The sequence below is a fragment of the Micromonospora matsumotoense genome (genome assembly GCF_900091525.1).
Classification (GTDB): domain Bacteria; phylum Actinomycetota; class Actinomycetes; order Mycobacteriales; family Micromonosporaceae; genus Micromonospora; species Micromonospora matsumotoensis.
In genome coordinates this window covers 104,669-125,711 of the sequence record NZ_FMCU01000009.1, presented here as the reverse complement: position 1 = coordinate 125,711, position 21,043 = coordinate 104,669, and the positions used below count along the sequence as shown (strand labels likewise).

19 protein-coding genes and 2 pseudogenes are annotated in these 21,043 nt (G+C 73.1%); 15 read left to right on the top strand and 6 right to left on the bottom strand.

The window, feature by feature from the left end:
- Positions 1-10 precede the first annotated feature (10 nt).
- The 3 genes from lysS (at position 11) to GA0070216_RS18970 (ending at position 4,978) form a co-directional block, all read left to right on the top strand.
- Positions 11-1,519 (top strand): lysine--tRNA ligase, encoded by a 1,509-nt coding sequence (gene lysS / locus GA0070216_RS18980; protein ID WP_091247621.1) that lies wholly within the window; start codon positions 11-13, stop codon positions 1,517-1,519.
- A gap of 112 nt (positions 1,520-1,631) precedes the next feature.
- Positions 1,632-1,976, top strand: coding sequence for a histone-like nucleoid-structuring protein Lsr2 (locus tag GA0070216_RS18975; RefSeq protein WP_168222573.1), 345 nt, complete (start codon positions 1,632-1,634; stop codon positions 1,974-1,976).
- A 476-nt stretch (positions 1,977-2,452) separates the two neighbouring features.
- A complete protein-coding gene (locus tag GA0070216_RS18970; RefSeq protein ID WP_091247618.1) occupies positions 2,453-4,978 on the top strand; it encodes an ATP-dependent Clp protease ATP-binding subunit in 2,526 nt (841 codons plus the stop codon).
- 247 nt (positions 4,979-5,225) lie between these two features.
- On the opposite strand, the gene GA0070216_RS18965 is transcribed toward GA0070216_RS18970, so the two are convergent.
- A complete protein-coding gene (locus GA0070216_RS18965; protein ID WP_091247615.1) occupies positions 5,226-6,131 on the bottom strand; it encodes an HhH-GPD family protein in 906 nt (301 codons plus the stop codon).
- Positions 6,132-6,227: 96 nt separating this feature from the next.
- Between GA0070216_RS18965 and GA0070216_RS18960 the strand changes: the two genes are divergently transcribed.
- The 3 genes from GA0070216_RS18960 to GA0070216_RS18950 all read left to right on the top strand — a co-directional run bounded on the left by GA0070216_RS18960 (position 6,228) and on the right by GA0070216_RS18950 (position 8,205).
- Positions 6,228-6,740 carry a glycine cleavage system transcriptional repressor gene (locus GA0070216_RS18960; RefSeq protein ID WP_091247613.1) on the top strand — a complete coding sequence of 171 codons (513 nt, stop codon included), beginning with the start codon at positions 6,228-6,230 and terminating at the stop codon, positions 6,738-6,740.
- A 55-nt stretch (positions 6,741-6,795) separates the two neighbouring features.
- Entirely contained in the window at positions 6,796-7,359 is a 564-nt protein-coding gene (locus GA0070216_RS18955) for a peptide deformylase (protein ID WP_091247610.1), read from the top strand.
- A 120-nt stretch (positions 7,360-7,479) separates the two neighbouring features.
- Positions 7,480-8,205, top strand: a complete 726-nt coding sequence (locus GA0070216_RS18950) for a hypothetical protein (RefSeq protein WP_091247607.1) — start codon at positions 7,480-7,482, stop codon at positions 8,203-8,205.
- Between the two features lie 65 nt (positions 8,206-8,270).
- On the opposite strand, the gene disA is transcribed toward GA0070216_RS18950, so the two are convergent.
- The 4 genes from disA to GA0070216_RS18930 form a co-directional block, all read right to left on the bottom strand.
- A complete protein-coding gene (gene disA / locus GA0070216_RS18945; RefSeq protein WP_091247948.1) occupies positions 8,271-9,452 on the bottom strand; it encodes a DNA integrity scanning diadenylate cyclase DisA in 1,182 nt (393 codons plus the stop codon).
- A gap of 144 nt (positions 9,453-9,596) precedes the next feature.
- Positions 9,597-11,048, bottom strand: a complete 1,452-nt coding sequence (gene radA, locus GA0070216_RS18940) for a DNA repair protein RadA (protein ID WP_091247605.1) — start codon at positions 11,046-11,048, stop codon at positions 9,597-9,599.
- Positions 11,049-11,135: 87 nt separating this feature from the next.
- Complete coding sequence (locus GA0070216_RS18935) at positions 11,136-11,948, bottom strand: copper chaperone PCu(A)C domain-containing protein (RefSeq protein ID WP_091247945.1); 813 nt, start codon at positions 11,946-11,948, stop codon at positions 11,136-11,138.
- Positions 11,949-12,089: 141 nt separating this feature from the next.
- Entirely contained in the window at positions 12,090-12,977 is an 888-nt protein-coding gene (locus GA0070216_RS18930; protein WP_425413169.1) for a UbiA family prenyltransferase, read from the bottom strand.
- Here GA0070216_RS18930 and GA0070216_RS18925 point away from each other — a divergent pair.
- The 4 genes from GA0070216_RS18925 to GA0070216_RS18910 all read left to right on the top strand — a co-directional run bounded on the left by GA0070216_RS18925 (position 12,976) and on the right by GA0070216_RS18910 (position 16,788).
- Positions 12,976-13,734, top strand: a complete 759-nt coding sequence (locus GA0070216_RS18925; protein WP_091247601.1) for a methyltransferase domain-containing protein — start codon at positions 12,976-12,978, stop codon at positions 13,732-13,734. The two genes, GA0070216_RS18930 and GA0070216_RS18925, sit on opposite strands and share 2 nt — an antisense overlap.
- Positions 13,735-13,778: 44 nt before the next feature.
- A complete protein-coding gene (locus GA0070216_RS18920) occupies positions 13,779-14,945 on the top strand; it encodes an acyl-CoA dehydrogenase family protein (RefSeq protein ID WP_091247599.1) in 1,167 nt (388 codons plus the stop codon).
- A 58-nt stretch (positions 14,946-15,003) separates the two neighbouring features.
- The gene (locus tag GA0070216_RS18915; protein WP_091247596.1) at positions 15,004-16,065 is read left to right on the top strand and encodes a type III polyketide synthase; all 1,062 of its coding nucleotides are present in this window, start codon (positions 15,004-15,006) and stop codon (positions 16,063-16,065) included.
- Positions 16,066-16,224: 159 nt separating this feature from the next.
- Complete coding sequence (locus GA0070216_RS18910; protein ID WP_091247594.1) at positions 16,225-16,788, top strand: hypothetical protein; 564 nt, start codon at positions 16,225-16,227, stop codon at positions 16,786-16,788.
- Positions 16,789-16,808: 20 nt separating this feature from the next.
- On the opposite strand, the gene GA0070216_RS18905 is transcribed toward GA0070216_RS18910, so the two are convergent.
- Positions 16,809-17,540 carry a hypothetical protein gene (locus tag GA0070216_RS18905; protein WP_091247592.1) on the bottom strand — a complete coding sequence of 244 codons (732 nt, stop codon included), beginning with the start codon at positions 17,538-17,540 and terminating at the stop codon, positions 16,809-16,811.
- Between the two features lie 328 nt (positions 17,541-17,868).
- Here GA0070216_RS18905 and GA0070216_RS18900 point away from each other — a divergent pair, with 328 nt between their 5' ends.
- The 5 genes and pseudogenes from GA0070216_RS18900 to GA0070216_RS36625 all read left to right on the top strand — a co-directional run.
- Positions 17,869-18,354, top strand: coding sequence for a CarD family transcriptional regulator (locus GA0070216_RS18900; protein WP_013288937.1), 486 nt, complete (start codon positions 17,869-17,871; stop codon positions 18,352-18,354).
- A gap of 54 nt (positions 18,355-18,408) precedes the next feature.
- Complete coding sequence (gene ispD / locus GA0070216_RS18895; protein WP_091247591.1) at positions 18,409-19,104, top strand: 2-C-methyl-D-erythritol 4-phosphate cytidylyltransferase; 696 nt, start codon at positions 18,409-18,411, stop codon at positions 19,102-19,104.
- A gap of 16 nt (positions 19,105-19,120) precedes the next feature.
- Complete coding sequence (gene ispF, locus GA0070216_RS18890) at positions 19,121-19,603, top strand: 2-C-methyl-D-erythritol 2,4-cyclodiphosphate synthase (protein ID WP_091247589.1); 483 nt, start codon at positions 19,121-19,123, stop codon at positions 19,601-19,603.
- Positions 19,584-19,811: pseudogene (locus GA0070216_RS36630) on the top strand (tetratricopeptide repeat protein); the annotation flags it as partial. The gene ispF and the pseudogene GA0070216_RS36630, both read left to right, overlap by 20 nt.
- A 351-nt stretch (positions 19,812-20,162) precedes the next feature.
- A pseudogene (locus GA0070216_RS36625) lies at positions 20,163-21,005 on the top strand (tetratricopeptide repeat protein); the annotation flags it as partial.
- Between the last annotated feature and the right edge of the window lie 38 nt (positions 21,006-21,043).

The window sequence follows — 21,043 nt, the reverse complement described above, 5'->3', positions numbered from 1 at the left end:
GAAGCGTGCCGTGACCGAGCAGAACGCCGTGCCAGTGGACCCCGCCGACGACCTTCCCGAGCAGATGAAGGTCCGCCGGGAGAAGCGGGACCGGATGCTCGCCGAAGGCGTCGAGCCGTACCCCGTCGGTTTTCCCCGGACCAGCACCCTGGCTGAGGTGCGCGAGCGGTACGCCGAGCTGCCCACCGACACCGCGACCGGCGACCGGATCTCGGTCACCGGTCGGGTGATCTTCGTCAGGAACACCGGCAAGCTCTGCTTCGCCACCCTGCGCGACGGCGACGGCACCGAGTTGCAGGCGATGCTCTCCCTGGACCGGGTCGGCGCGGAGCGGCTGGACGCCTGGAAGCGCCTGGTCGACCTGGGTGACCACGTGGGTGTCGCCGGCGAGGTGATCACCAGCCGGCGGGGTGAGCTGTCGGTGCTGGCCGACGAGTGGGCGGTGACCGCCAAGGCGCTGCGTCCGTTGCCGGTGGCGCACAAGCCGCTGAGCGAGGAGGCCCGGGTCCGGCAGCGGTACGTGGACCTGGTCGTCCGCCCGCAGGCCCGGCAGATGGTCCGGACCCGGGCCACGGCGGTGCGCAGCCTGCGTGACTCGTTGCACGGTCAGGGATTCATCGAGGTCGAGACGCCGATGCTCCAGTTGCTGCACGGTGGCGCGGCGGCCCGCCCATTCGTGACCCACAGCAATGCGCTCGGTACTGATCTGTATCTGCGAATCGCGCCGGAGCTATTTCTCAAGCGCGCGGTGGTCGGCGGGGTCGACCGGGTGTTCGAGATCAACCGCAACTTCCGCAATGAGGGAGTCGACTCGTCGCACTCGCCGGAGTTCGCGATGCTGGAGACCTACCAGGCGTACGGCGACTACGACACGATGGCCGACCTGACCCGTAATCTTGTGCAGCAGGCGGCGGTGGCGGTCAGCGGCTCGACGACGGTGACCCACGCCGACGGTCAGGAGTTCGACCTGGGCGGCGAGTGGCGCTCGGTGACCCTCTTCGGGGCGATTTCCGAGGCGCTAGGCGAGGAGGTCACGGTCCGCACCGACCGGACCCGCCTGGTGGAGTACGCCGACAAGGTGGGGCTCGCCGTCGACCCGAAGTGGGGTCCGGGCAAGTTGGCCGAGGAGCTGTTCGAGGAACTGGTGGTGCCGAGCCTCCGGTCGCCGACCTTCGTGCGGGACTACCCGGAGGAGACCAGCCCGCTGACCCGGGCGCACCGCAGCGAGCCGGGTCTGGCCGAGAAGTGGGACCTCTACGTGCTCGGTTTCGAGCTGGGCACCGCGTACACCGAGCTGGTGGACCCGGTGGTGCAGCGGGAGCGGCTGGTCGCGCAGGCGCAGCTGGCCGCCCGGGGCGACGACGAGGCGATGCGGCTGGACGAGGACTTTCTCCGGGCGATGGAGTATGGAATGCCGCCGGCCGGGGGTATGGGAATGGGAATCGACCGGCTGCTGATGGCGCTGACCGGGCTGGGAATTCGGGAAACCATCCTCTTCCCGTTGGTCCGGGCCGAGTAGCCGCCGACGTGACCTTTGCCGGGTCGTTACGGCATCCTATTGACGCGGCAAGCATCGGGCGGGTTATCGTGCTCCTATTGCAGGAGCACCCTGCTCGAAAGGAATGTGGGACGTGGCCAAGCAGATCATTCACAAGCTGGTCGATGACCTGGACGGCGGGGACGCGGACGAGACCGTCAAGTTCGCCCTCGACGGCGTTCAGTACGAGATCGACCTGTCGAACTCCAACGCCGACAAATTGCGGGACGTTTTCGCGCCGTACGTGGCCGCCGGCACCCGGGTCGGCCGGGGCGGCGTGGTCGTGGGCGGCCGGGCCGCCCGGGGCCGGGGCGGCGCGACCGCCGACCGCGAGCAGAACAAGGCGATCCGGTCCTGGGCCAAGAAGAACGGCAAGGACATCTCCGACCGGGGTCGCATCCCGCAGGAGATCGTTGACGAGTACCACGCGACCCGCTGAGTCGTCAGTGGCGAACCGACGCCGGGCCGGAGCACCCCTCCGGGCCGGCGTCGCCGTTCCGGGTGTCCGGCGGGAAGCCCGTTCCCGGTGGGTCGGTCGGCGTCGCCCGCTGCGGGCCGCCGGCCGGCGTCGCAGGGGTGCGGGGGAGGGAGGTTCTCCGGGTTCGGAAGCGTTGTCCACAGGCGGTGGAGACTTCGTCCACAGCCTGTGGATGACCCACGAGGCCCCCGGAGGGCGTTGTGTACCCCGGGTGAATTTCGCTCTGCGCGTACAGGCTGGGGTGCCGGAACACCTCCTGAGCGCGGATGGTTGGTCAAAACGACGTCGGAACGGCTCGGTACGAGGAGACACGACCTCAGCGGAGTCGGTCAGCGGCGATAGAGTAAGGAGGTGCGGACGCCCGTCCCGGACGTCCGCGCACCGGCCCCGCCAAGATCTCGCAGTCGAGGCGCACGGCACGTGAGGAGCACGAGGGCATGTTCGAGCGGTTCACCGACCGAGCGCGACGGGTTGTCGTCCTGGCCCAAGAAGAGGCCCGGATGCTCAACCACAACTACATCGGTACGGAGCACATCCTGCTGGGCCTGATCCACGAGGGTGAGGGCGTCGCCGCCAAGGCCCTGGAGAGCCTCGGCATCTCCCTGGAGGGCGTCCGTCAGCAGGTCGAGGAGATCATCGGCCAGGGCCAGCAGGCGCCGAGCGGGCACATCCCGTTCACGCCCCGGGCCAAGAAGGTGCTGGAGCTGTCCCTGCGCGAGGCGCTGCAGCTCGGCCACAACTACATCGGCACGGAGCACATCCTGCTCGGGCTGATCCGTGAGGGCGAGGGCGTCGCCGCCCAGGTGCTGGTGAAGCTCGGCGCCGACCTCAACCGGGTCCGCCAGCAGGTGATCCAGCTCCTCTCCGGCTACCAGGGCAAGGAGCCGGCCGCCGCCGGCACCGCGCCGGGTGAGGCCGCCCCGTCGACCAGCCTGGTGCTGGACCAGTTCGGTCGTAACCTGACTCAGGCTGCCCGCGAGGGCAAGCTCGACCCGGTGATCGGGCGCGAGAAGGAGATCGAGCGGGTCATGCAGGTGCTGTCCCGCCGCACCAAGAACAACCCGGTCCTGATCGGTGAGCCCGGCGTCGGTAAGACCGCCGTGGTGGAGGGCCTGTCCCAGAAGATCATCAAGGGCGAGGTGCCCGAGACGCTCAAGGACAAGCAGCTCTACACCCTCGACCTCGGTGCGCTGGTCGCCGGCTCCCGCTACCGCGGTGACTTCGAGGAGCGCCTGAAGAAGGTGCTCAAGGAGATCCGCACCCGGGGCGACATCATCCTGTTCATCGACGAGATCCACACCCTGGTCGGTGCGGGTGCCGCCGAGGGCGCGATCGACGCGGCGAGCATCCTCAAGCCGATGCTGGCCCGCGGCGAGTTGCAGACCATCGGCGCGACCACCCTCGACGAGTACCGCAAGCACCTGGAGAAGGACGCCGCGCTGGAGCGTCGTTTCCAGCCGATCCAGGTGGGTGAGCCGTCGCTGGCCCACACCATCGAGATCCTCAAGGGCCTGCGGGACCGCTACGAGGCGCACCACCGGGTGAGCATCACCGACGCAGCCCTCGTGGCAGCCGCAACTCTGGCCGATAGATACATCTCCGACCGGTTCCTGCCGGACAAGGCGATCGACCTGATCGACGAGGCCGGGGCCCGGATGCGGATCCGTCGGATGACCGCGCCGCCAGACCTGCGTGACTTCGACGAGCGGATCGCCCAGGTGCGCCGCGACAAGGAGTCCGCGATCGACGCGCAGGACTTCGAGCGGGCCGCCCAGCTGCGCGACAAGGAGAAGCAGCTCCTCGGTCAGAAGGCGCAGCGGGAGAAGGAGTGGAAGGCCGGTGACCTGGACGTCGTCAGCGAGGTCGACGACGAGCAGATCGCCGAGGTCCTGGGCAACTGGACCGGCATTCCGGTCTACAAGCTGACCGAGGAGGAGACCTCCCGGCTGCTGCGGATGGAAGACGAGCTGCACAAGCGCGTCATCGGCCAGGAGGACGCGGTCAAGGCGGTGTCGAAGGCGATCCGGCGTACCCGGGCCGGCCTGAAGGACCCGAAGCGACCGTCCGGCTCGTTCATCTTCGCCGGCCCGTCCGGTGTCGGTAAGACCGAGCTGTCCAAGGCGCTGGCCGAGTTCTTGTTCGGCAGCGAGGACGCCCTGATCCAGCTGGACATGTCCGAGTTCCACGACCGCTACACGGTGTCCCGCCTGGTCGGTGCCCCTCCCGGCTACGTCGGTTACGACGAGGGTGGGCAGCTGACCGAGAAGGTCCGTCGTCGTCCGTTCTCGGTGGTGCTCTTCGACGAGATCGAGAAGGCCCACCCGGACGTGTTCAACACCCTCCTCCAGATCCTGGAGGACGGCCGGTTGACCGACGGCCAGGGCCGGATCGTGGACTTCAAGAACACGGTCATCATCCTGACCACCAACCTGGGCACCCGGGACGTCGCCAAGGCGGTGTCGTTGGGCTTCCAGCAGTCGGAGGACTCCGAGTCCACCTACGACCGGATGAAGCAGAAGGTCAACGACGAGCTCAAGCAGCACTTCCGGCCCGAGTTCCTCAACCGGATCGACGACACCATCGTCTTCCACCAGCTGCGCCAGAACGAGATCCTCTCGATCGTGGACATCATGATCCAGCGGATCGAGGGCCAGCTCCGCAACAAGGACATGGGTCTGGAGCTGACCGACAACGCCAAGAAGTACCTGTCCAAGAAGGGCTTCGACCCGGTGCTGGGCGCTCGTCCGCTGCGTCGGACGATCCAGCGCGACATCGAGGACAACCTCTCCGAGCGGATTCTGTTCAACGAGCTGATCCCTGGTCAGATCGTGGTGGTGGACTGCGAGGGAGACCCGGACGACATCGAGAAGTCGAAGCTGGTCTTCCACGGCTCGGACCGCCCGGCCGAGGTGCCGGACGCCGTCCCGGCCGACCTGGGTGGCGCTGCCACCACCGGCGAGTAGCACCCGACCGACCGGTAGGACAGAGCACGAGGGCGACGGCCCGGTGGCGCGAGCCACCGGGCCGTCGCCTGTTTGTCCACCGGCCCTGGTGAAGATCCAGCCATCGTGCTGACACGGCGTCCGACTGCGGACGGAAGATCCTGCCCAGCGTGCCGACACCGCGTCCGGCGGCCGGCCCGGGCCCGCACCACTGCCATATCAGCGACGCCACCCCGCAGTGGCACCCGTCGTGCCGTGCCCCCCCGAATCAGCCGGGGAGGGGCTGGGCGACGGGGCCGTCGCCGATGAGCCGGAAGCTCTCCTCGCCGACCGGCTCGACCAGGCCGTCCTTCACCAGCCCGGCCAGTGCGCGGGCCCGCTGGACGTCGTCGTGCCACACCTGGTCGAGCCGCTGGTGCGGCACCGGGCCGGTGGTGTCCCGGAGCACCCCGAGCAGCAGCCCCCGCACCTGACGGTCGGTGCCGGCATAGCGTTGGGGCCGGCGGGTCGGGCCGGTGGGCGCCGCCTGGCCGGAGGCCCGCCAGGCGCAGACCGACTCGACCGGGCAGGCCGGACAGCGCGGCGAGCGGGCGGTGCAGACGATCGCGCCGAGTTCCATGAAGGCGGCGCTGGCCAGTGCCGCGGCGGCCGGCTCGATCGGCAGCAGCTCCGCGCAGGCGACCAGGTCGGCCGGGGTGGTGGCCGGGCCGGCATCCGGGTCCCCGGCGACGGCCCGGGAGACGACCCGCCGCACGTTCGTGTCGACCACCGGATGCCGCTGACCGTACGCGAACGCGGCGACCGCCCGAGCCGTGTAGGTCCCGATGCCGGGCAGTGCCAGCAATTGGTCCAGTTGGTCGGGCACCCGACCGCCGTGCCGTTCCACGATCGCCACCGCGCACTCGCGCAGCCGTACCGCCCGACGGGGGTAGCCGAGCCGGCCCCACATCCGGATCGCCTCGGCCGGGGTGTCGGCGGCGAGGGCGGCGGGATCGGGCCACCGGGCGAGCCAGGCGTGCCAGGCGGGCAGGACGCGCACCACCGGGGTCTGCTGGAGCATGACCTCGCTGACCAGGATCGGCCAGGCCCCGATGCCGGGCACCCGCCAGGGCAGGTCGCGGGCGTTCTGCTCGTACCACCGGCTGACCAGGGTGGTGAAGGTCGGTTCAGTCATCGCGCCGACGATGATGTCACGCGGTACCTTCCCGATGGTTGGGCGGGCCGGGCGGGGCGTCACCGGGTCGCCGGGCGGATCGGGCAGAATGCCCGGATGAGCGAGCTCGCGATCACCGTCATCGGTCGGGACCGGCCCGGCATCGTGGCCGACGTCGCCGAGGTGCTCGCCCGGCTCGGCGCGAACCTCACCGACTCCACCATGACCCGGCTACGCGGTCACTTCGCCATGACGTTGATCTGTGTCGGCCCGACCGCCGTCGAGGTCGAGGCCGCCCTGACGCCGCTGGCCGCCGACGGTCAACTGCTGGCCACCGTACGCGCGGTCACCCCGGACGGTACGACGGCGCCGGCGGGTGAGCCGTACGTGCTGGCGGTGCACGGCGCGGACCGGATGGGCATCGTGGCGGCGATGACCCGGGTGGTCGCCGAGAGCGGCGGCAACGTGACGGATCTGAGCACCCGGTTGGCCGGTTCGCTCTACGTGGTGGTGGCCGAGGTGGACCTGCCGCTGGGCAGCGCCGACGACCTGACCGGTCGGCTCTCCGGGGTCGCCGCCGGCCTGGGTGTCGGGTTCTCCCTGCGCCCCGCCGACCCGGATCTGCTGTGAGCGCGAGGAGTGAGCCGGGTTTGCGAGCCCCGCAGTCGCGAACCGAGGTAAACCCGTGAGCGAGGAACCGTACGCCGGACTCGGCGGCTGGACCCCGGCGGCGCTGGGCGTGCCGGGGGAGGTGCGCCGGGTGGTCTGCGCCCCCGAGCCGGTGCTGAGCCGGCCGGGGCCGGAGGTCGACCCGACCGCCGAGGAGACCGTCCGGCTCGCGGCCGACCTGGTGGCCACCATGCGGGTCTCGCCCGGCTGTGTCGGTCTGGCGGCGCCACAGGTCGGAGTGGGTGCGCAGGTGTTCGCGGTGGACGTGACCGGTCATCCCAAGGCGGTGACGGTGCATGGCACGTTCGTGCTCTGCAACGCCCGGGTGGTGGAGGCGAGCCGCTGGAAGCCGGGCCGGGAGGGCTGCATGTCGGTGCCGGATCTGACCGGCGACGTGAAGCGAGCCAGTCGGCTGGTGGTCGAGGGGGTGCTGCCCGGCAGCGGTGCGCCGGTCCGGCTGGTCACCGACGGCTTCGAGGCCCGCGCCCTGCAACACGAGATCGACCACTGCGCCGGGCTGCTCTTCCTCGACCGGGTGGCCGGCGCGCACGCGGTGTACCAACGCAAGGTCTACCTGTGACGTGGGTCGGCGTGGATTCCGGGCGACCGTCGCGAGTGGAGGGTCGTTTCCCGTCCGCCGGCCGACGCCCGGCGAGTCGTGGTCGGTCCTGATGCGTCGCGCCGCTACGGTGGGGGCATCATGCGTCTGACGGTCGGTCCCCTGCCCTCCGCCGTGTACTGGCGGCGTCGCGCCGTCGTACTCGGAGCAGGGCTCCTCTTCCTGATTGTCCTGCTCTACTCGTGCACCCGATCGGGGGACACCGGCACCACATCGGGTACCGGGTCCTCGCCGTCGGTTCCTGCGGCGGGTGGGGCCTCCCCGACGGCCGCCTCGCCGACGACCCCCGGGTCCGCGTCGCCGTCCGGTGCGGCCGATGCGCCGGACTCGTCGGCCGCGCTGACCACCGAGCCGGGCACGAGCAGCACTCCGCCGGCCGATCCGCCCGTCAACCCGGCCCGGGTGGACGACGGCACCTGCACCGACAGTGAGGTCCAGGTGACGCCGGTGGCGCTCCCGGCCGAGGTGCGTCGGGGTGCTCCGGTGGACCTGAGCCTCAAGATCAAGAACAGGTCCCAGCGGACCTGTAACCGGGACGTCGGTGCGGACGTCCAGGAGTTGTTCATCAAGTCCGGGGCGGAGAAGGTCTGGTCGTCGGACACCTGCGGCACGGGCAAGGGCTCCGACGTGCAGTCCTTCACCCCCGGGTTCGAGCGTTCCTACCAGCTCACCTGGAACGGCATGGACGCCAGCCGGTGCAGCCAGGGTGTGGCCTCGGGCCCCAACCCGCCGGCCGGCAACTACCAGGTCTTCGCCCGGGTGGGCACCAAGCTGAGCGAACCCGTCAAGCTGGTCGTCACCGGCTGACCCGGCGTGTTGCCGGTGCCGACCGGCTCACCCGAGCCGGTCGGCCTGGTCCATGACCGCGCCGGTCAGACGTAGCGTTCCAGGATGGATGCCTCGGCCAACCGGGACAGCCCCTCCCGTACGCCCCGGGCCCGCGCGTCGCCGACCCCCTCGACGGCCTGCAGGTCCTCCACGGTGGCGCCGAGCAGCCGCTGGAGGCTGCCGAAGTGCAGCACCAGCCGGTCGACGATGGCCACCGGCAGCCGGGGCACCTTGGCCAGCAGCCGGAACCCGCGCGGGCTGACCGCCGCGTCGAGCGCGTCGGAGGCGGCCGGGTAACCGATCGCCTTGGCCACCGCGACCAGGTCGATCAGTTCGGTCGCGCCGAGCAGGTCGAGCTCGACCAGGGCCTCGTCGAGGGTGCGCGACTTGCGGCCGGTGGGCAGGTAGTCCCGAATGACCAGGGTACGGTCGGCGTCGACGCCCGCCATCAGCTCGTCGAGTTGCAGGGCGAGCAGCCGGCCGTCGGTGCCCAACTCGACCACGTACCCGGCGATCTCGTCGGCGATCCGGCGGACCATCTCCAGCCGCTGCACCACGGCGACCGCGTCCCGGACGGTGACCAGGTCCTCGATCTCCAGCGCGGAGAGGGTGCCGGAGACCTCGTCGAGGCGGAGCTTGTAGCGCTCCAGGGTGGCCAGGGCCTGGTTGGCCCGGGAGAGGATCGCCGCCGAGTCGTCCAGGACGTGCCGTTGGCCGTTGACGTAGAGGCTGATGATCCGCATCGACTGGCTGACCGAGATGACCGGGTAGCCGGTCTGTCGGGCCACCCGCTCCGCGGTGCGGTGCCGGGTGCCGGACTCCTCGGTGGGGATGGACGGGTCGGGCATCAGGTGCACACCGGCCTGGACGATCCGGGTGCCGTCGCTGGAGAGCACCACCGCGCCGTCCATCTTGCACAGTTCACGGACCCGGGTCGCCGAGAACTCGACGTCCATCGGGAAGCCGCCGGTGCAGATCCCGTCGACGACCTTGTCGTAGCCGAGGACGATCAGGGCGCCCGTCCGGCCACGCAGGATGCGTTCGAGCCCGTCGCGCAGGGCGGTCCCGGGTGCCATCAGGGCGAGGTTGGCCCGCAGCGGATCACCGGCGCTGCCGGTGGCCCCGGTGACGCTCACGCTGATCGGACGGGTGGGCGAGCCCACGGCGGCGGCGCGGGTGTGGGGCGTCGCGCCGGCAGGCTTGGCGGCGTCGCGGTCGGTCGGCACGCGCACAGTCTACGGACTGCCCTGCGGTGGGTGCTCTCGTGGTTACTGTGATGTGTCACGGCGTTGGATTTCCTCCACCCGCCTGACCTGGCGGTCGTTGTCCGGTATGGCCCGACCGGTCCCCGGCCGTTCGCCACCGACCCGTCACTCCACGGATGCGCGGGCGACCGCCTGGAGCGCCGACCGCACATCCGTGACCTCGATCACCCGCATGTTGTCGGGGCCGGCACCGGTGCTCTCGGGGCCGCATCCGGTCGGCACGAGGGCCGTCCGGAAGCCGAGCCGGGCCGCCTCGGCGAGCCGGCGGGGGACCGCGCCGACCCGGCGTACCTCGCCGGTCAGCCCGACCTCGCCGATCGCCACCAGGTGCGGCGCGATGGCCAGGTTGAGCCCGCCGGAGGCGACCGCCAACGCGACCGCGAGATCGGCGGCCGGCTCGACCACCCGGATGCCGCCGACGGTGGCCGCGAAGACCTCCCGGTCGTGCAGGGTCAGTCGCTCGGTGCGGCGTTGGAGCACCGCCAGCACCATCGCCAACCGGGCCCCGTCGAGCCCCGAGACGGTACGCCGGGGCGAGCCGGCCACCGTCGCCCCGATCAGCGCCTGCACCTCGGTCAGTAGCGCCCGTCGCCCCTCCATCGCCACCGTCACGCAGGTGCCCGGGACGGGCTCGGAGTAGCGGGTGAGGAAGAGCCCGGAGGGGTCGGCCAGGCTGCTGATGCCCCCCTCGTGCATTTCGAAGCAGCCGACCTCGTCGGCCGCGCCGAACCGGTTCTTGACGCCCCGGACCATCCGCAGCGAGGAGTGCTTGTCGCCCTCGAAGTGCAACACCACGTCGACCAGGTGCTCCAGCACCCGGGGCCCGGCGACCTGGCCGTCCTTGGTGACGTGGCCGACCAGCACGGTGGCGATGCCGCGTTCCTTGGCGACCGCGACCAGGGCGGCGGTGACGGCCCGCACCTGGGTCACCCCGCCCTGCACCCCTTCACTGCCGGTGGTGGAGATGGTCTGCACCGAGTCGAGGACCAGCAGGCCCGGCTTGACCGCGTCGAGGTGGCCCAGCACGGCGCTCAGGTCGCTCTCGGCGGCCAGCCAGAGCTGCTCGTGCAGGGCGCCCATCCGCTCGGCGCGCAGCCGGACCTGGCTGACCGACTCCTCGCCGCTGACCACCAGCGACGGGCTGCCGGCGGTGGCCGCCCACTGCTGCGCCACGTCGAGCAGCAGGGTGGACTTGCCCACCCCCGGCTCACCGGCGAGCAGGACCACCGCGCCGGGTACCAGACCGCCGCCGAGGACCCGGTCGAGTTCGCTGACCCCGGTGGGTCGGGCCCGCGCCGGCGCCGCGCTGATCGTGGCGATCGGCCGGGCCGGCTCGGCGGGCATCCGGGAGCTGACCACCCGGCCGGAGACGACCGGGCCGGTGACCGTGCACTCGACCACCGAACCCCACTCGCCGCACTCCGGGCAGCGTCCCACCCACTTGGGCGGCTGGTGACCACAGGCGTCGCACTCGTAGGCGGGGCGGGGCTCACGGGCGGCCCGGCCCCGGGACGCGCCGGACGCACCACGGGCGGGAGTCGATCGGGGGGTGGTCACCCCAGGACGCTAACCCCCACCGGTGACGAAAACACCGCCGGCGTGGTCGTCGCCACGCCGGCGGTGTCGGTGGTGCGGGTCTCCGGGTCAGCCGCCGTGGCCGGAGCTGCCCTCCTGGCCGCTCTCCTCGCCACCCTCACGGTGCACGATCGGGGAGGCCGGGGGAGCCGGGCTCAGCGGCACACCGACCGGCACGGGGGTGCTGACGGTACGGCCGCCGCCGAAGTCGAAGGTCAGGTTGACCTGCTGGCCGGTGCGCAGCGCCTCGTTCAGCCCGACGAGCTGGAGGTGCCGGCCGTTCTGCACGTTGAGCTGCACGTAACTGAGAGCCGGGATCTCGATCCGGGCCGGCTGACCGGCCGGCGCGGACGGACTGGCCGACGGCGAGGCACCCTCGGACGGCGATGCATCCCCCGACGGGGAGGCGTCGCTGGAGGGGGAGGCACCCTCGGACGGCGAGGCGTCGCCGGACGGGGAAGCGTCGCCGGACGGCGAGACGCCCTCCGCGGGGGAGGCGCTGCCCGACGGCGAGGCGCTGCCCGACGGGTAGGCCGAGCCGGACGGGCTGGCCGAGCCGGCGGCACCGGTGAGCACGATCTGCCGGGCGCTGTCGGTGGTGACGGTGACGGTGACCGGTTCCCGCGTGTCGTTGTAGATCACCGTGTTGAGCGCGGCGTTCGCGCCGGAGGCGAGGCCGCTCTCACCCGGGTACTCGACGTAGAGGCCGCGCACCTTGTACGCGTTGTCCGACGTCTGGACGTTCACACCCTGGACCGACGGCTGCTTGTTGGCGGTCTCGGACACCTGGCCCGCCCCGCAGCCCGTGGCCAGCAGGGCGGTCGCCCCCACCAGGCCGGACAGCAGGGTGGCCCGCCGGGAACCCCTGATCGAGCGCGTCACGTCGGTCCTCCTCGTCACGATCCCCACCCGGTGCGGACCCGGGGCCGGGGTGGTCATACCCGCGCAGACCGCGCTCCAGGGTAGTTGGGGCTCATCGAGGGCCGCACACGGACCCGGCGCCGCCACCCGGGCGGGTGCCGGTCAGACCACCCGACCGCTCGCCACCAGCAGCACTACATCGATCAGGGCCACCACCAGCACCGCCCGGAAGGCGGCCACCGAGCGACCGTCGCGGCGGGTGGCGGCGCGGCCCGCGTACCAGCCGATGGCCGGCACCGCGACGGCCGCCGCGACGGCCGACCAGCCGACCCACGACGGCGGCCCGGGTGGCCCGAGAACCAGGGCGACGGTGGCGGCGAACAGCAGCCCGGCGGCGGCCAGCCGGCTCCCGGTCGCGCCGAGCAGGTGCGGCAGCCCGCGCACCCCGGTCCGGGCGTCGTCGGCCAGGTCGGGCAGCACGTTGGCGAAGTGCGCGCCGGCACCCAGGCAGGCCCCCGCGACGACCAGCCAGACCGGTGGAGTGGGTGCCCCCGGCAGGGCGAGGACCACGAAGGCGGGCAGCGTGCCGAAGGAGACGGCGTAGGGCAGCACCGAGACCGGGGTGGACTTCAGCGGCCAGTCGTAGAGCAGCGCCGACACCAGGCCGAGGGTGTACCAGAACGCGGCGACGGGGTTGGTGGTCAGCGCCAGCAGTGGGGTAACGAGCGCGGCCAGCAGGGCGGCCACCGCCACCGTCCGGCGGCCCACCGCCCCGGCGGCGACCGGCTTGTCGGGACGCCCCACCGTGGCGTCCCGGCCGGCGTCCACCGCGTCGTTGGTCCAGCCGACGGCGAGCTGACTGGCCAGCACGGTGAGCACCACGGCGACCGTCCCGGCCGGACGGTGGCCGACCCCGACGGCGAGCAGCCCGGCCACCGTGGTCACTGCCAGACCGGGTTCCGGATGACTCGCTCTGACCAGCCCTAACACCGTCCTCGACATAAGGGAAGTCTGGTCGTTACCGGCCGGTCGTGCCACGCTCGATGCCATGCGTGACGGTCCGGTGTCCAATGGTGCCCGGGTGCTGCCCCCCAACGATCCCCGCCAGTACGACGACCTGGCCGGCGAGTGGTGGCGACCCGACGGCGCCTTCGCGATGCTGCACTGGCTGGCCCGGGCCCGCGCGGCCCTGGTTCCGCCGACGACCCGACCCGGCGCACTCCTGGTCGACCTGGGCTGCGGCGCCGGACTGATGGCCCCGCACCTGGTCGGCAAGGGCTACCGGCACGTCGGGGTGGACCTCACCCGGTCGGCCCTGGAGCAGGCGGCGGCGCACGGGGTGACCGCGCTCGCCGGTGACGTCACGGCGGTGCCGCTCGCCGATGGTTGCGCCGACGTGGTGGCGGCCGGTGAGGTGCTGGAGCACGTGCCCGACTGGCGGGCCGCGGTCGGCGAGGCGTGCCGCCTGCTGCGCCCCGGTGGGCTGCTGGTGCTGGACACCCTCAACGACACCGTGCTGGCCCGGCTGATCGCGGTCGAGGTGGGTGAACGGCTGCCCGCCGTGCCCCGGGGCATCCACGACCCACGGTTGTTCGTGGACGACCGTGAGTTGGTCGCCGAGTGCGCCCGGCACGGTGTCGCCCTGCGGGTCAGAGGCGTGCGACCGGACCTGTGGGGGACGCTGGGCTGGTTGGCGCGGCGTACCGGTGGCGGTGCCGGTCGCGGCGCACGCCCCGGCGGGCCCATGATCCGACCGACCTGGTCCACGGCGGTGCTCTACCAGGGCCGGGGGGTCCGACACGGGTAGTCGCCCCGGCTCGGGGTACCAGGAACACCCAGGAAGGGGACCGAATGACTGTGGACGCTCTGGCGGCGGCCCGCCGGTTGGCGCCGAGGTTCGCCGCGCGGGCGGCCGGACACGACCGGGACGGCACGTTCCCGGCCGACGACTTCGCCGACCTGCGGGAGTCGGGGCTGTTCGGGCTGATGGTCCCGGCCGGGCTGGGCGGCGCGGACGCCTCCTTCGCCGGGTACGCGGCGGTCGCCACCGAGCTGGCCCGGGGCAACGGCGCGACCGCGCTGGTGTTCAACATGCACGCCTCGGTCACCGGCGCGCTCGGCGCGGTCACCGAGGAGTTGGCCGAGGCGCTGGGCGTACCGGACGAGGCGTTGGTGGCCCGGGACCGGCTGCTCCGGGCGGCGGCCGAGGGCGCCTGGTACGCGGTGGCGATGAGCGAACGCGGCGCGGGGGCCCGGTTGTCCCGGCTCAGCACGGTCTACGAGCCGGTCGACGGCGGTTGGCGGATCAAGGGGAGCAAGACGTTCTGCTCCGGGGCCGGTCACGCCGACGGCTACCTGGTGGCCGCCCGCAGCGCCGCCGACCCGGCGGTGGTCTCCCAGTTCCTGGTGCGCGCCGGGGAGGGGGTGACCGTGGAGCCGACCTGGGACGCCCTGGGCATGCGGGCCACCTCGTCGCACGACCTGCACCTGGACGTGACGGTGCCGGCGGACCGGCTGCTCGGTGGCGTGGAGGGGCTGGCCCTGGTGGTCGCCCAGCTCATGCCGCACTGGCTGGTGGCCAGCTACGCCGCCGTCTACGTGGGGGTGGCCCGGGCCGCGGTGGACGCCGCGGCCGAGCACCTCAACGCGCGGGACCTCGGCGGCCTGCCGGCGGTCCGGGCCCGGCTCGGTCGGGCGGACGCGGCGGTGGCGGCGGCGCAGCTGGTGGTGGCCGAGGCGGCCCGCCGGGTCGACGACGCCCCCGGCGACGCGGAGACCAACCGGTGGGTGTGGCGGGCCAAACTGCTCGCCGGCAGCACGGCGGCGGAGGTGGCGGCCTCCATGCTGGAGGCGGCCGGCACCTCGGCGACCCGCCGGGGGCATCCGCTGGAACGGCTCTACCGGGACGCCCGCTGCGGCTCGCTGCACCCGGCGACCTCGGACGTGTGCGCCGACTGGCTCGGGGTGGCGGTGCTCGGGGGTGACCCGGACCGCGACGGAACGGCCCCTCGTTGGTGAGGGTGACGGAGGTCGGGGTGGCCGCCGGACGGGCAGTGTGGACGAGAGGTGGGGACAGATGGCCGTGCCGTTGATCGCGGGGCTGGGTACGGCGCAGCCGCCCGGGGCCCGTCAGGACGAACTCTGGGCGGGTTACTTCGCGAAGCACTTCTCGGGTCCCACCCGGGCACTGGCCGAGCGGATCTTCGCCAACTCGGGGGTGTCCCACCGGCAGGCGGCGGTCAACCCGTTGCTGGAGGACGTCTCCGACTGGCCGACCGGCCGGCGGATGCGGCGTTACCAGGTGGAGGCCCTGTCGCTGGGCAAGGAGGCGGTCGGGCGGGCGTTGACCGCCGCCGGGCTCGCGGCGGGTGACCTCGGTCTGTTCGTGGTCTGCTCCTGCACCGGGTACGCCACCCCGGGGCTGGACATCCTGCTCGCCCGTGACCTGGGCATGGCGCCGGACACCCAGCGGATGTTCGTCGGGCACATGGGCTGTTACGCGGCGCTGCCGGGGTTGGGCGCGGCGGGCGACTTCGTGACCGCGCGGGGCCGGCCGGCGCTGCTGCTCTGCGCCGAGCTGACCAGCCTGCACATCCAGCCGGCGTCGGCCCGGATGGACACCCAGCAGATCGTCTCGCACGCCCTGTTCTCCGACGCGGCGGTGGCCACCGTGCTGGTCCCGGGGACGGAGACCACCCCCCAGGGGTACGCGTTGCGCGAGGTCGCCTCGGTCACCGACACCTCGACCGCCGACCACATGACCTGGGACGTCACCGACACCGGTTTCCGGATGGGTCTGTCGCCGAAGGTGCCGCAGGTGCTCTCGGCGCATGTCCGGGGGCTGGTGGACGGCCTGCTGGCCCGGCACGGCACGACGATCGCCGAGGTCGACGGCTGGGCGGTGCACCCGGGGGGACCGCGCATCCTGAACGTGGTGGAGCGGGAGCTGACCCTGCCCGCCGACGCCCTGGCGGCCTCCCGGGCGGTCCTCGACGAGCACGGCAACTGTTCGTCACCCACCGTGCTGCTGATCCTGGACCGGTTGTTCCGGGCGGCGGTGCCACCCCGGTGGATCGTGCTGCTCGCCTTCGGCCCGGGACTGACCCTCTACGCCGCTCTCCTCGAACGCCGGTCCTGATCCGCGTGGGGCCCGTCGACCCGGCTGCCGACCGGCCGCCGTCCCGGGTCCGGCCCCGGGTCACCCGCACGGTCCCGACTGAGGCATATTACCTGGTCAGGGCCAGTTGGGTCGGCGCTGCGCCGAGCGCCGCCGCCGGCTCCTGGTTACCCTCGCCGGGTGGGGGTCGAGGTGGGCGGCAATGACCGGCTGCGCGGTGCGGTGCTGGCCGGCGCGGCCCTGCTCGCCCTGGTCGCAGGCGGCTGGTGGTGGTCGGCCACCGCCCCGGTGACCGGTCCGGCCGGGGTGGTGGCGGCGGTGTCGCCGAGGCCGTCGACCGGTGCGGAGGCGACCCGACGCGTGGTGGTGCTCGACATCCGGACCGGGCGGGTGCTGGAGGCGTCCGAGTTGCCCGGTGCCTCGGGCGACCCGGACGTGGGGCTGCCGACGTTCACCGACACCTGGTGGCGGGAGCGGATGACCCTGGTGGCGGGCCGGCCCCCGGTGCGTCGGGAGTCACCGCCCGACGGCGTACGCCACCTGTTGCAGTACCGCTGCTCCGGGGACGGGACGCTGTCGGTCTCGATCCTGCACGACGATCCACCGCAGCAACGGCGTACGGCCTGCGACGGCGAGTTGGTGGCGTGGGAGCTGACCGGGCCGGACGGGCGTACCCGGTTGGAGTTCTCGGCGGTGGGACCGGGCTCGGTGGAGTTGGAGGCACAGGTCGTCGCGGTGCCCTGAGCGACATCTGCCGAGCAGGATCAGCCGGCGAGCCGGACCAGGTCGCCCCGGTAGTCGGCGGCGGCACCCAGCTCGGGCAGGACCCGGACCACCGTGCCGGCCCGGTCCACCAGCAGCGCCGGGGCGGTGTCGGGCCGGGCGGGCAGGTGCAATGCGGCGCGTAGTTCACCGGCGGGGTCGGCGAGGGCGCGTACCGGGCCGTCGACCGGCGGGCCGGGGGTCACCTCGCGTCCACCGGCGACGCTGACGACCTGGACGCCGTCGGGTGCCGCGCTGGCGGCGGCGGCCACCTGCGCGGCGCACGCGCAGCCGTCCACCAGAATGATCATCGCGGGGAGCAGGCCGCGCAGCGGCACCGGCGTCTGGTCGACGTCGACCAGGTCCAGCGCGGGCAGCGACCGCCCGACCAGGGGGGCCGACGTGGCCGACTGCGGCAGGACGGTGGGCCGGTCGGTGCCGCGGGACGACCGCGGCCAGGTGACGGTGACCAGGCCGACGGTGGTGGCGAGCACCGCCACCAGCAGCATCAGCAGGGGCAGCCCGAGCGGTGGTCGGCCGTCCGGGCGGGCGGTCAGCCCCAGCCGGCGTCGCCACCGGGTGGTCGAGGCGCGTCGGCGCAGCTCGCGACGGAGCTGGACGGCCTCGTCGGCCAGCGCGGACGCGTCATCGGGCACGACCACCCGGCCCCACTCCGGTGGCAGATCGGGCAGCCCGTCGGACGGGCCGTGTCCCTCTGCGTCAGGCTTGCCCATCGAGCCCCCCGGTAAGCGGTGCGGCGAGCGGTGTGCGGTACCCCTCCAGGGTCCCGCACGGACCCTCCTGCCGCTAGACCTGGGCGGTCGGGACGCCGTCGGGCTACCATGGGAAGAGCGCATAGCCCGAGAAATCCACGCTCCGATCACCCGTGCCGGGTTGTCATCCGCTGCTCACGGAGCGTGTCTGAACCACCGGTTTGGCCGCCTGTCAAGCCGAAGCAAGACCTCTCACAGGGCCCCTGAGCTGCGCCAACGGTCAGGACGGCAGCGGGACATTGGTGCCTGAGCGTGTTACCCTAGACACAGCGAAAGGGGTTTCGAACCTATGGTTTTCAGCGTCGGCGAGACCGTTGTCTACCCCCACCACGGGGCCGCACTCATCGAGGCAATCGAGACTCGGGTCATCAAGGGTGAGCCCAGGGAATACCTGGTCCTCAGGGTCGCACAGGGTGACCTGACGGTCCGGGTGCCCGCCGAGAACGCCGAGATCGTGGGTGTGCGCGAGGTGGTCGGCGAAGAGGGCCTGGGAAAGGTCTTCGACGTGCTCCGTGCACCGCACACCGAAGAGCCGACCAACTGGTCGCGGCGTTACAAGGCGAATCTGGAGAAGCTGGCCTCCGGCAACCCGCTGAAGGTCGCCGAGGTCGTCCGCGACCTGTGGCGTCGGGAGCGGGAGCGGGGCCTTTCCGCGGGTGAGAAGCGCATGCTCGCCAAGGCCCGTGACATTCTCGTCGGCGAGGTCGCGCTGGCCGAGAAGAGCACCAAGGACGAGGCGGAGACGCTGCTCGACAAGGTCCTCACCGAGGCCTGATCCGACCGCATCGTCGTACCCACCCCGCAGCGAAGAATTCCCGAGGACCGCGACGTGACCGCGCAGCTCAATCCGCGCGGTGACGTCGCGGTCCTCGTTCCTGCTGCCGGCGCCGGGGTACGCCTCGGTCCGGGTGGTCCCAAGGCGCTCCGCCTGCTCGGCGGTGAGTCGCTGCTGGTGCACGCGGTACGCCGGATCGCCGCCGCGCCGTCCGTGCACACCGTCGTGGTCGCCGCGCCGGCCGCCGAGGTCGACGCGGTCCGGCGGCTGCTGGCCCCGGTCGCCCCGGTCCTGGTGGTGGCCGGTGGCGCCGAACGACAGGAGTCGGTGGCGAACGCCCTGGCTGCCGTACCCCCCGGCCCGGGCATCGTGCTGGTGCACGACGCCGCCCGGGCGCTCACCCCGTCCGCGCTGGTCGAGACGGTGGCGGCGGCGGTCCGGGCCGGCCACCCGGCGGTGATCCCGGTGCTCCCCGTGATCGACACGATCAAGGAGGTGGACGGCGACAGTGTCGTCCTCGGCACCGTCGACCGGTCCGCCCTGCGGGCCGTGCAGACCCCGCAGGGTTTCCGTCGGGAGGTGCTGGCCGCCGCGCACGCCGCCGCCGGTGATCCGCTCACCGACGACGCCGGCCTGGTCGAGCAGCAGGGTGTCCCGGTGTTCTGCGTCCCTGGCTCGGAGTACGCGCTGAAGGTCACCCGCCCGTTCGATCTGACCCTGGCCGAGCACCTGCTGGCCGCCGGGCACTGACGCGTACCCTCGATTCATGATCGTTCCCCGGGTCGCCGTCGGCACCGACATCCACGCCTTCGCCGCCGGCCGGCCGTGCTGGCTGGCCGGCCTGCACTGGCCCGGCGAGGACGGTCTGGCCGGGCACTCCGACGCCGACGTGGTCGCGCACGCGGCCTGCAACGCGTTACTCTCCGCCGCCGGGCTCGGTGACCTCGGGGCGAACTTCGGGGTGGACGAGCCGGAGTGGGCCGCCGCCTCCGGGGTGGCCCTGCTCACCGAGTCCGCCCGCCGGGTCCGTGCGGCCGGGTTCGCGATCGGCAACGTCTCGGTGCAGGTCGTCGGCAACCGCCCCCGGATCGGGCCGCGTCGCGACGAGGCGCAGCAGGTGCTCTCCGCAGCGGTCGGCGCACCCGTCACCGTCACCGCCGCCACCAGTGACGGCCTGGGCTTCACCGGGCGCGGCGAGGGCCTCGCCGGCATCGCGGTGGCCCTGGTCTATGACGCGGCGGCCGGGTAGGCCCGCGATGACCGACGACGAATCGACCCTGGACGGCTACCGGCAGCGGGCCCAACTGCTGGCCGAGCTGGGCCGCTACGACGAGGCCGCCGAGGAGTTGGGCTTCGCGCTCGCCCTGGCCCCCGCCGACCCGTCCGCGTTGACGCTGCTGGCGCGGCTGCACCTCGCCGCCGGTCGCCCCGGTGCGGCGGTCGTCGCCGCCGACGCGGCCATCACCCCGACCCGACCCGACCCACCGCGGCATCCCGGGCCGCCGTATCCGTCCGGGCCGGCGCCGTCGTCCGGGCCGGATGCTCCGCCGGGGTGGCCGACGTCGACGACCCCGCCGGACGCCCTGACGCCGGCGGCACCGCCGGGCCCGCCTGCACCGCCGGGCCCGCCTGCACCGTCGGACCCCCCTGCACTGCTGGACCCGGCTGCTCCGCTGGGCCCACCGGACCCGGCTACCCCGCCGTGGTCGTCGGCGGCACCGCAACCGCCTGCGCTGCCCGCACCGTCGGACCCGGCGGCACCGTCCGGCCCGCCCGGGCCCTCGGTTGGTGCCGGTCCGGCTGCCGGGGCGGGTCACCCCGGTCCGGGTGACGACGGATCCGGGGAGGTCGGCGCGGTGGTGCCGACCGCCGCGCTTGTCGTCCGGGCGATCGCCCTCGCCGACCTGGGGGAGTACGCCGAGTCGGCGCGTACCGCCGATCGGATCCTGGCGGCCGGGCCGACCGACGCGTACGCCCAGCGGAGCGCGGCGGCGATCCTGGCCGAGGCGCGCAACGGCCAGCCGGCGCTGAATGCGGCCTGGCGTGGGGTGGAGCTGGCCCCCGACGAGCCGCAGGCGCACCTGGTGCTGGCCCTGGTCGCCGGTCGGCTGGAGTTGTTCGACCTGGCCGAACGGGCCTACCGGGAGGCGTTGCGGCTCGACCCGGAGCTGGCCGGGGCGCGGCACGACCCGGGGGTGCTGCGGCTGGAGCGGCGGCGCTGGGTGCTGGCGCTGGAACAGGTGGCCGCGTTGGCGCCGGTGCAGCCGGCCCGTGCGGAGAAGCTGCCGGTGTGGACCGGGCTGCGCCGGCTCGTCCTGGTGGGCAGCGGCTGGTCGCTGCTCGCCAGCCTGCTGCTCGCGTTCCTGTCCGCCGGCGGGGCGGGGGCGAGTCGGCTGGTGGCGGTGCTGGCGGCGGCCGGTGGCGGCCTGCTGGCCTGGCGGCTCGCCCGGCGGGTCCCCGAGCTGAGCCGGGTCGTCCTGCCGGTGCTGCGCCGGGAGGACCGGCCATTGGCGTTCGCCGTGTACGCGGTCCCGGCCGGCCCGGCCCTGCTCCTGCTCTTCGCCCTGGTGGGCAGCCCGTGGCCGCTGGTGGCCGCCATCGCCGTGGCGGTCCCGGCCACCCTGATCGCCGCCACCCGCGCGGGCGTCTAGGGCGGTCCCGGCCACCCTGGATCGCCGCCACCCGCGCG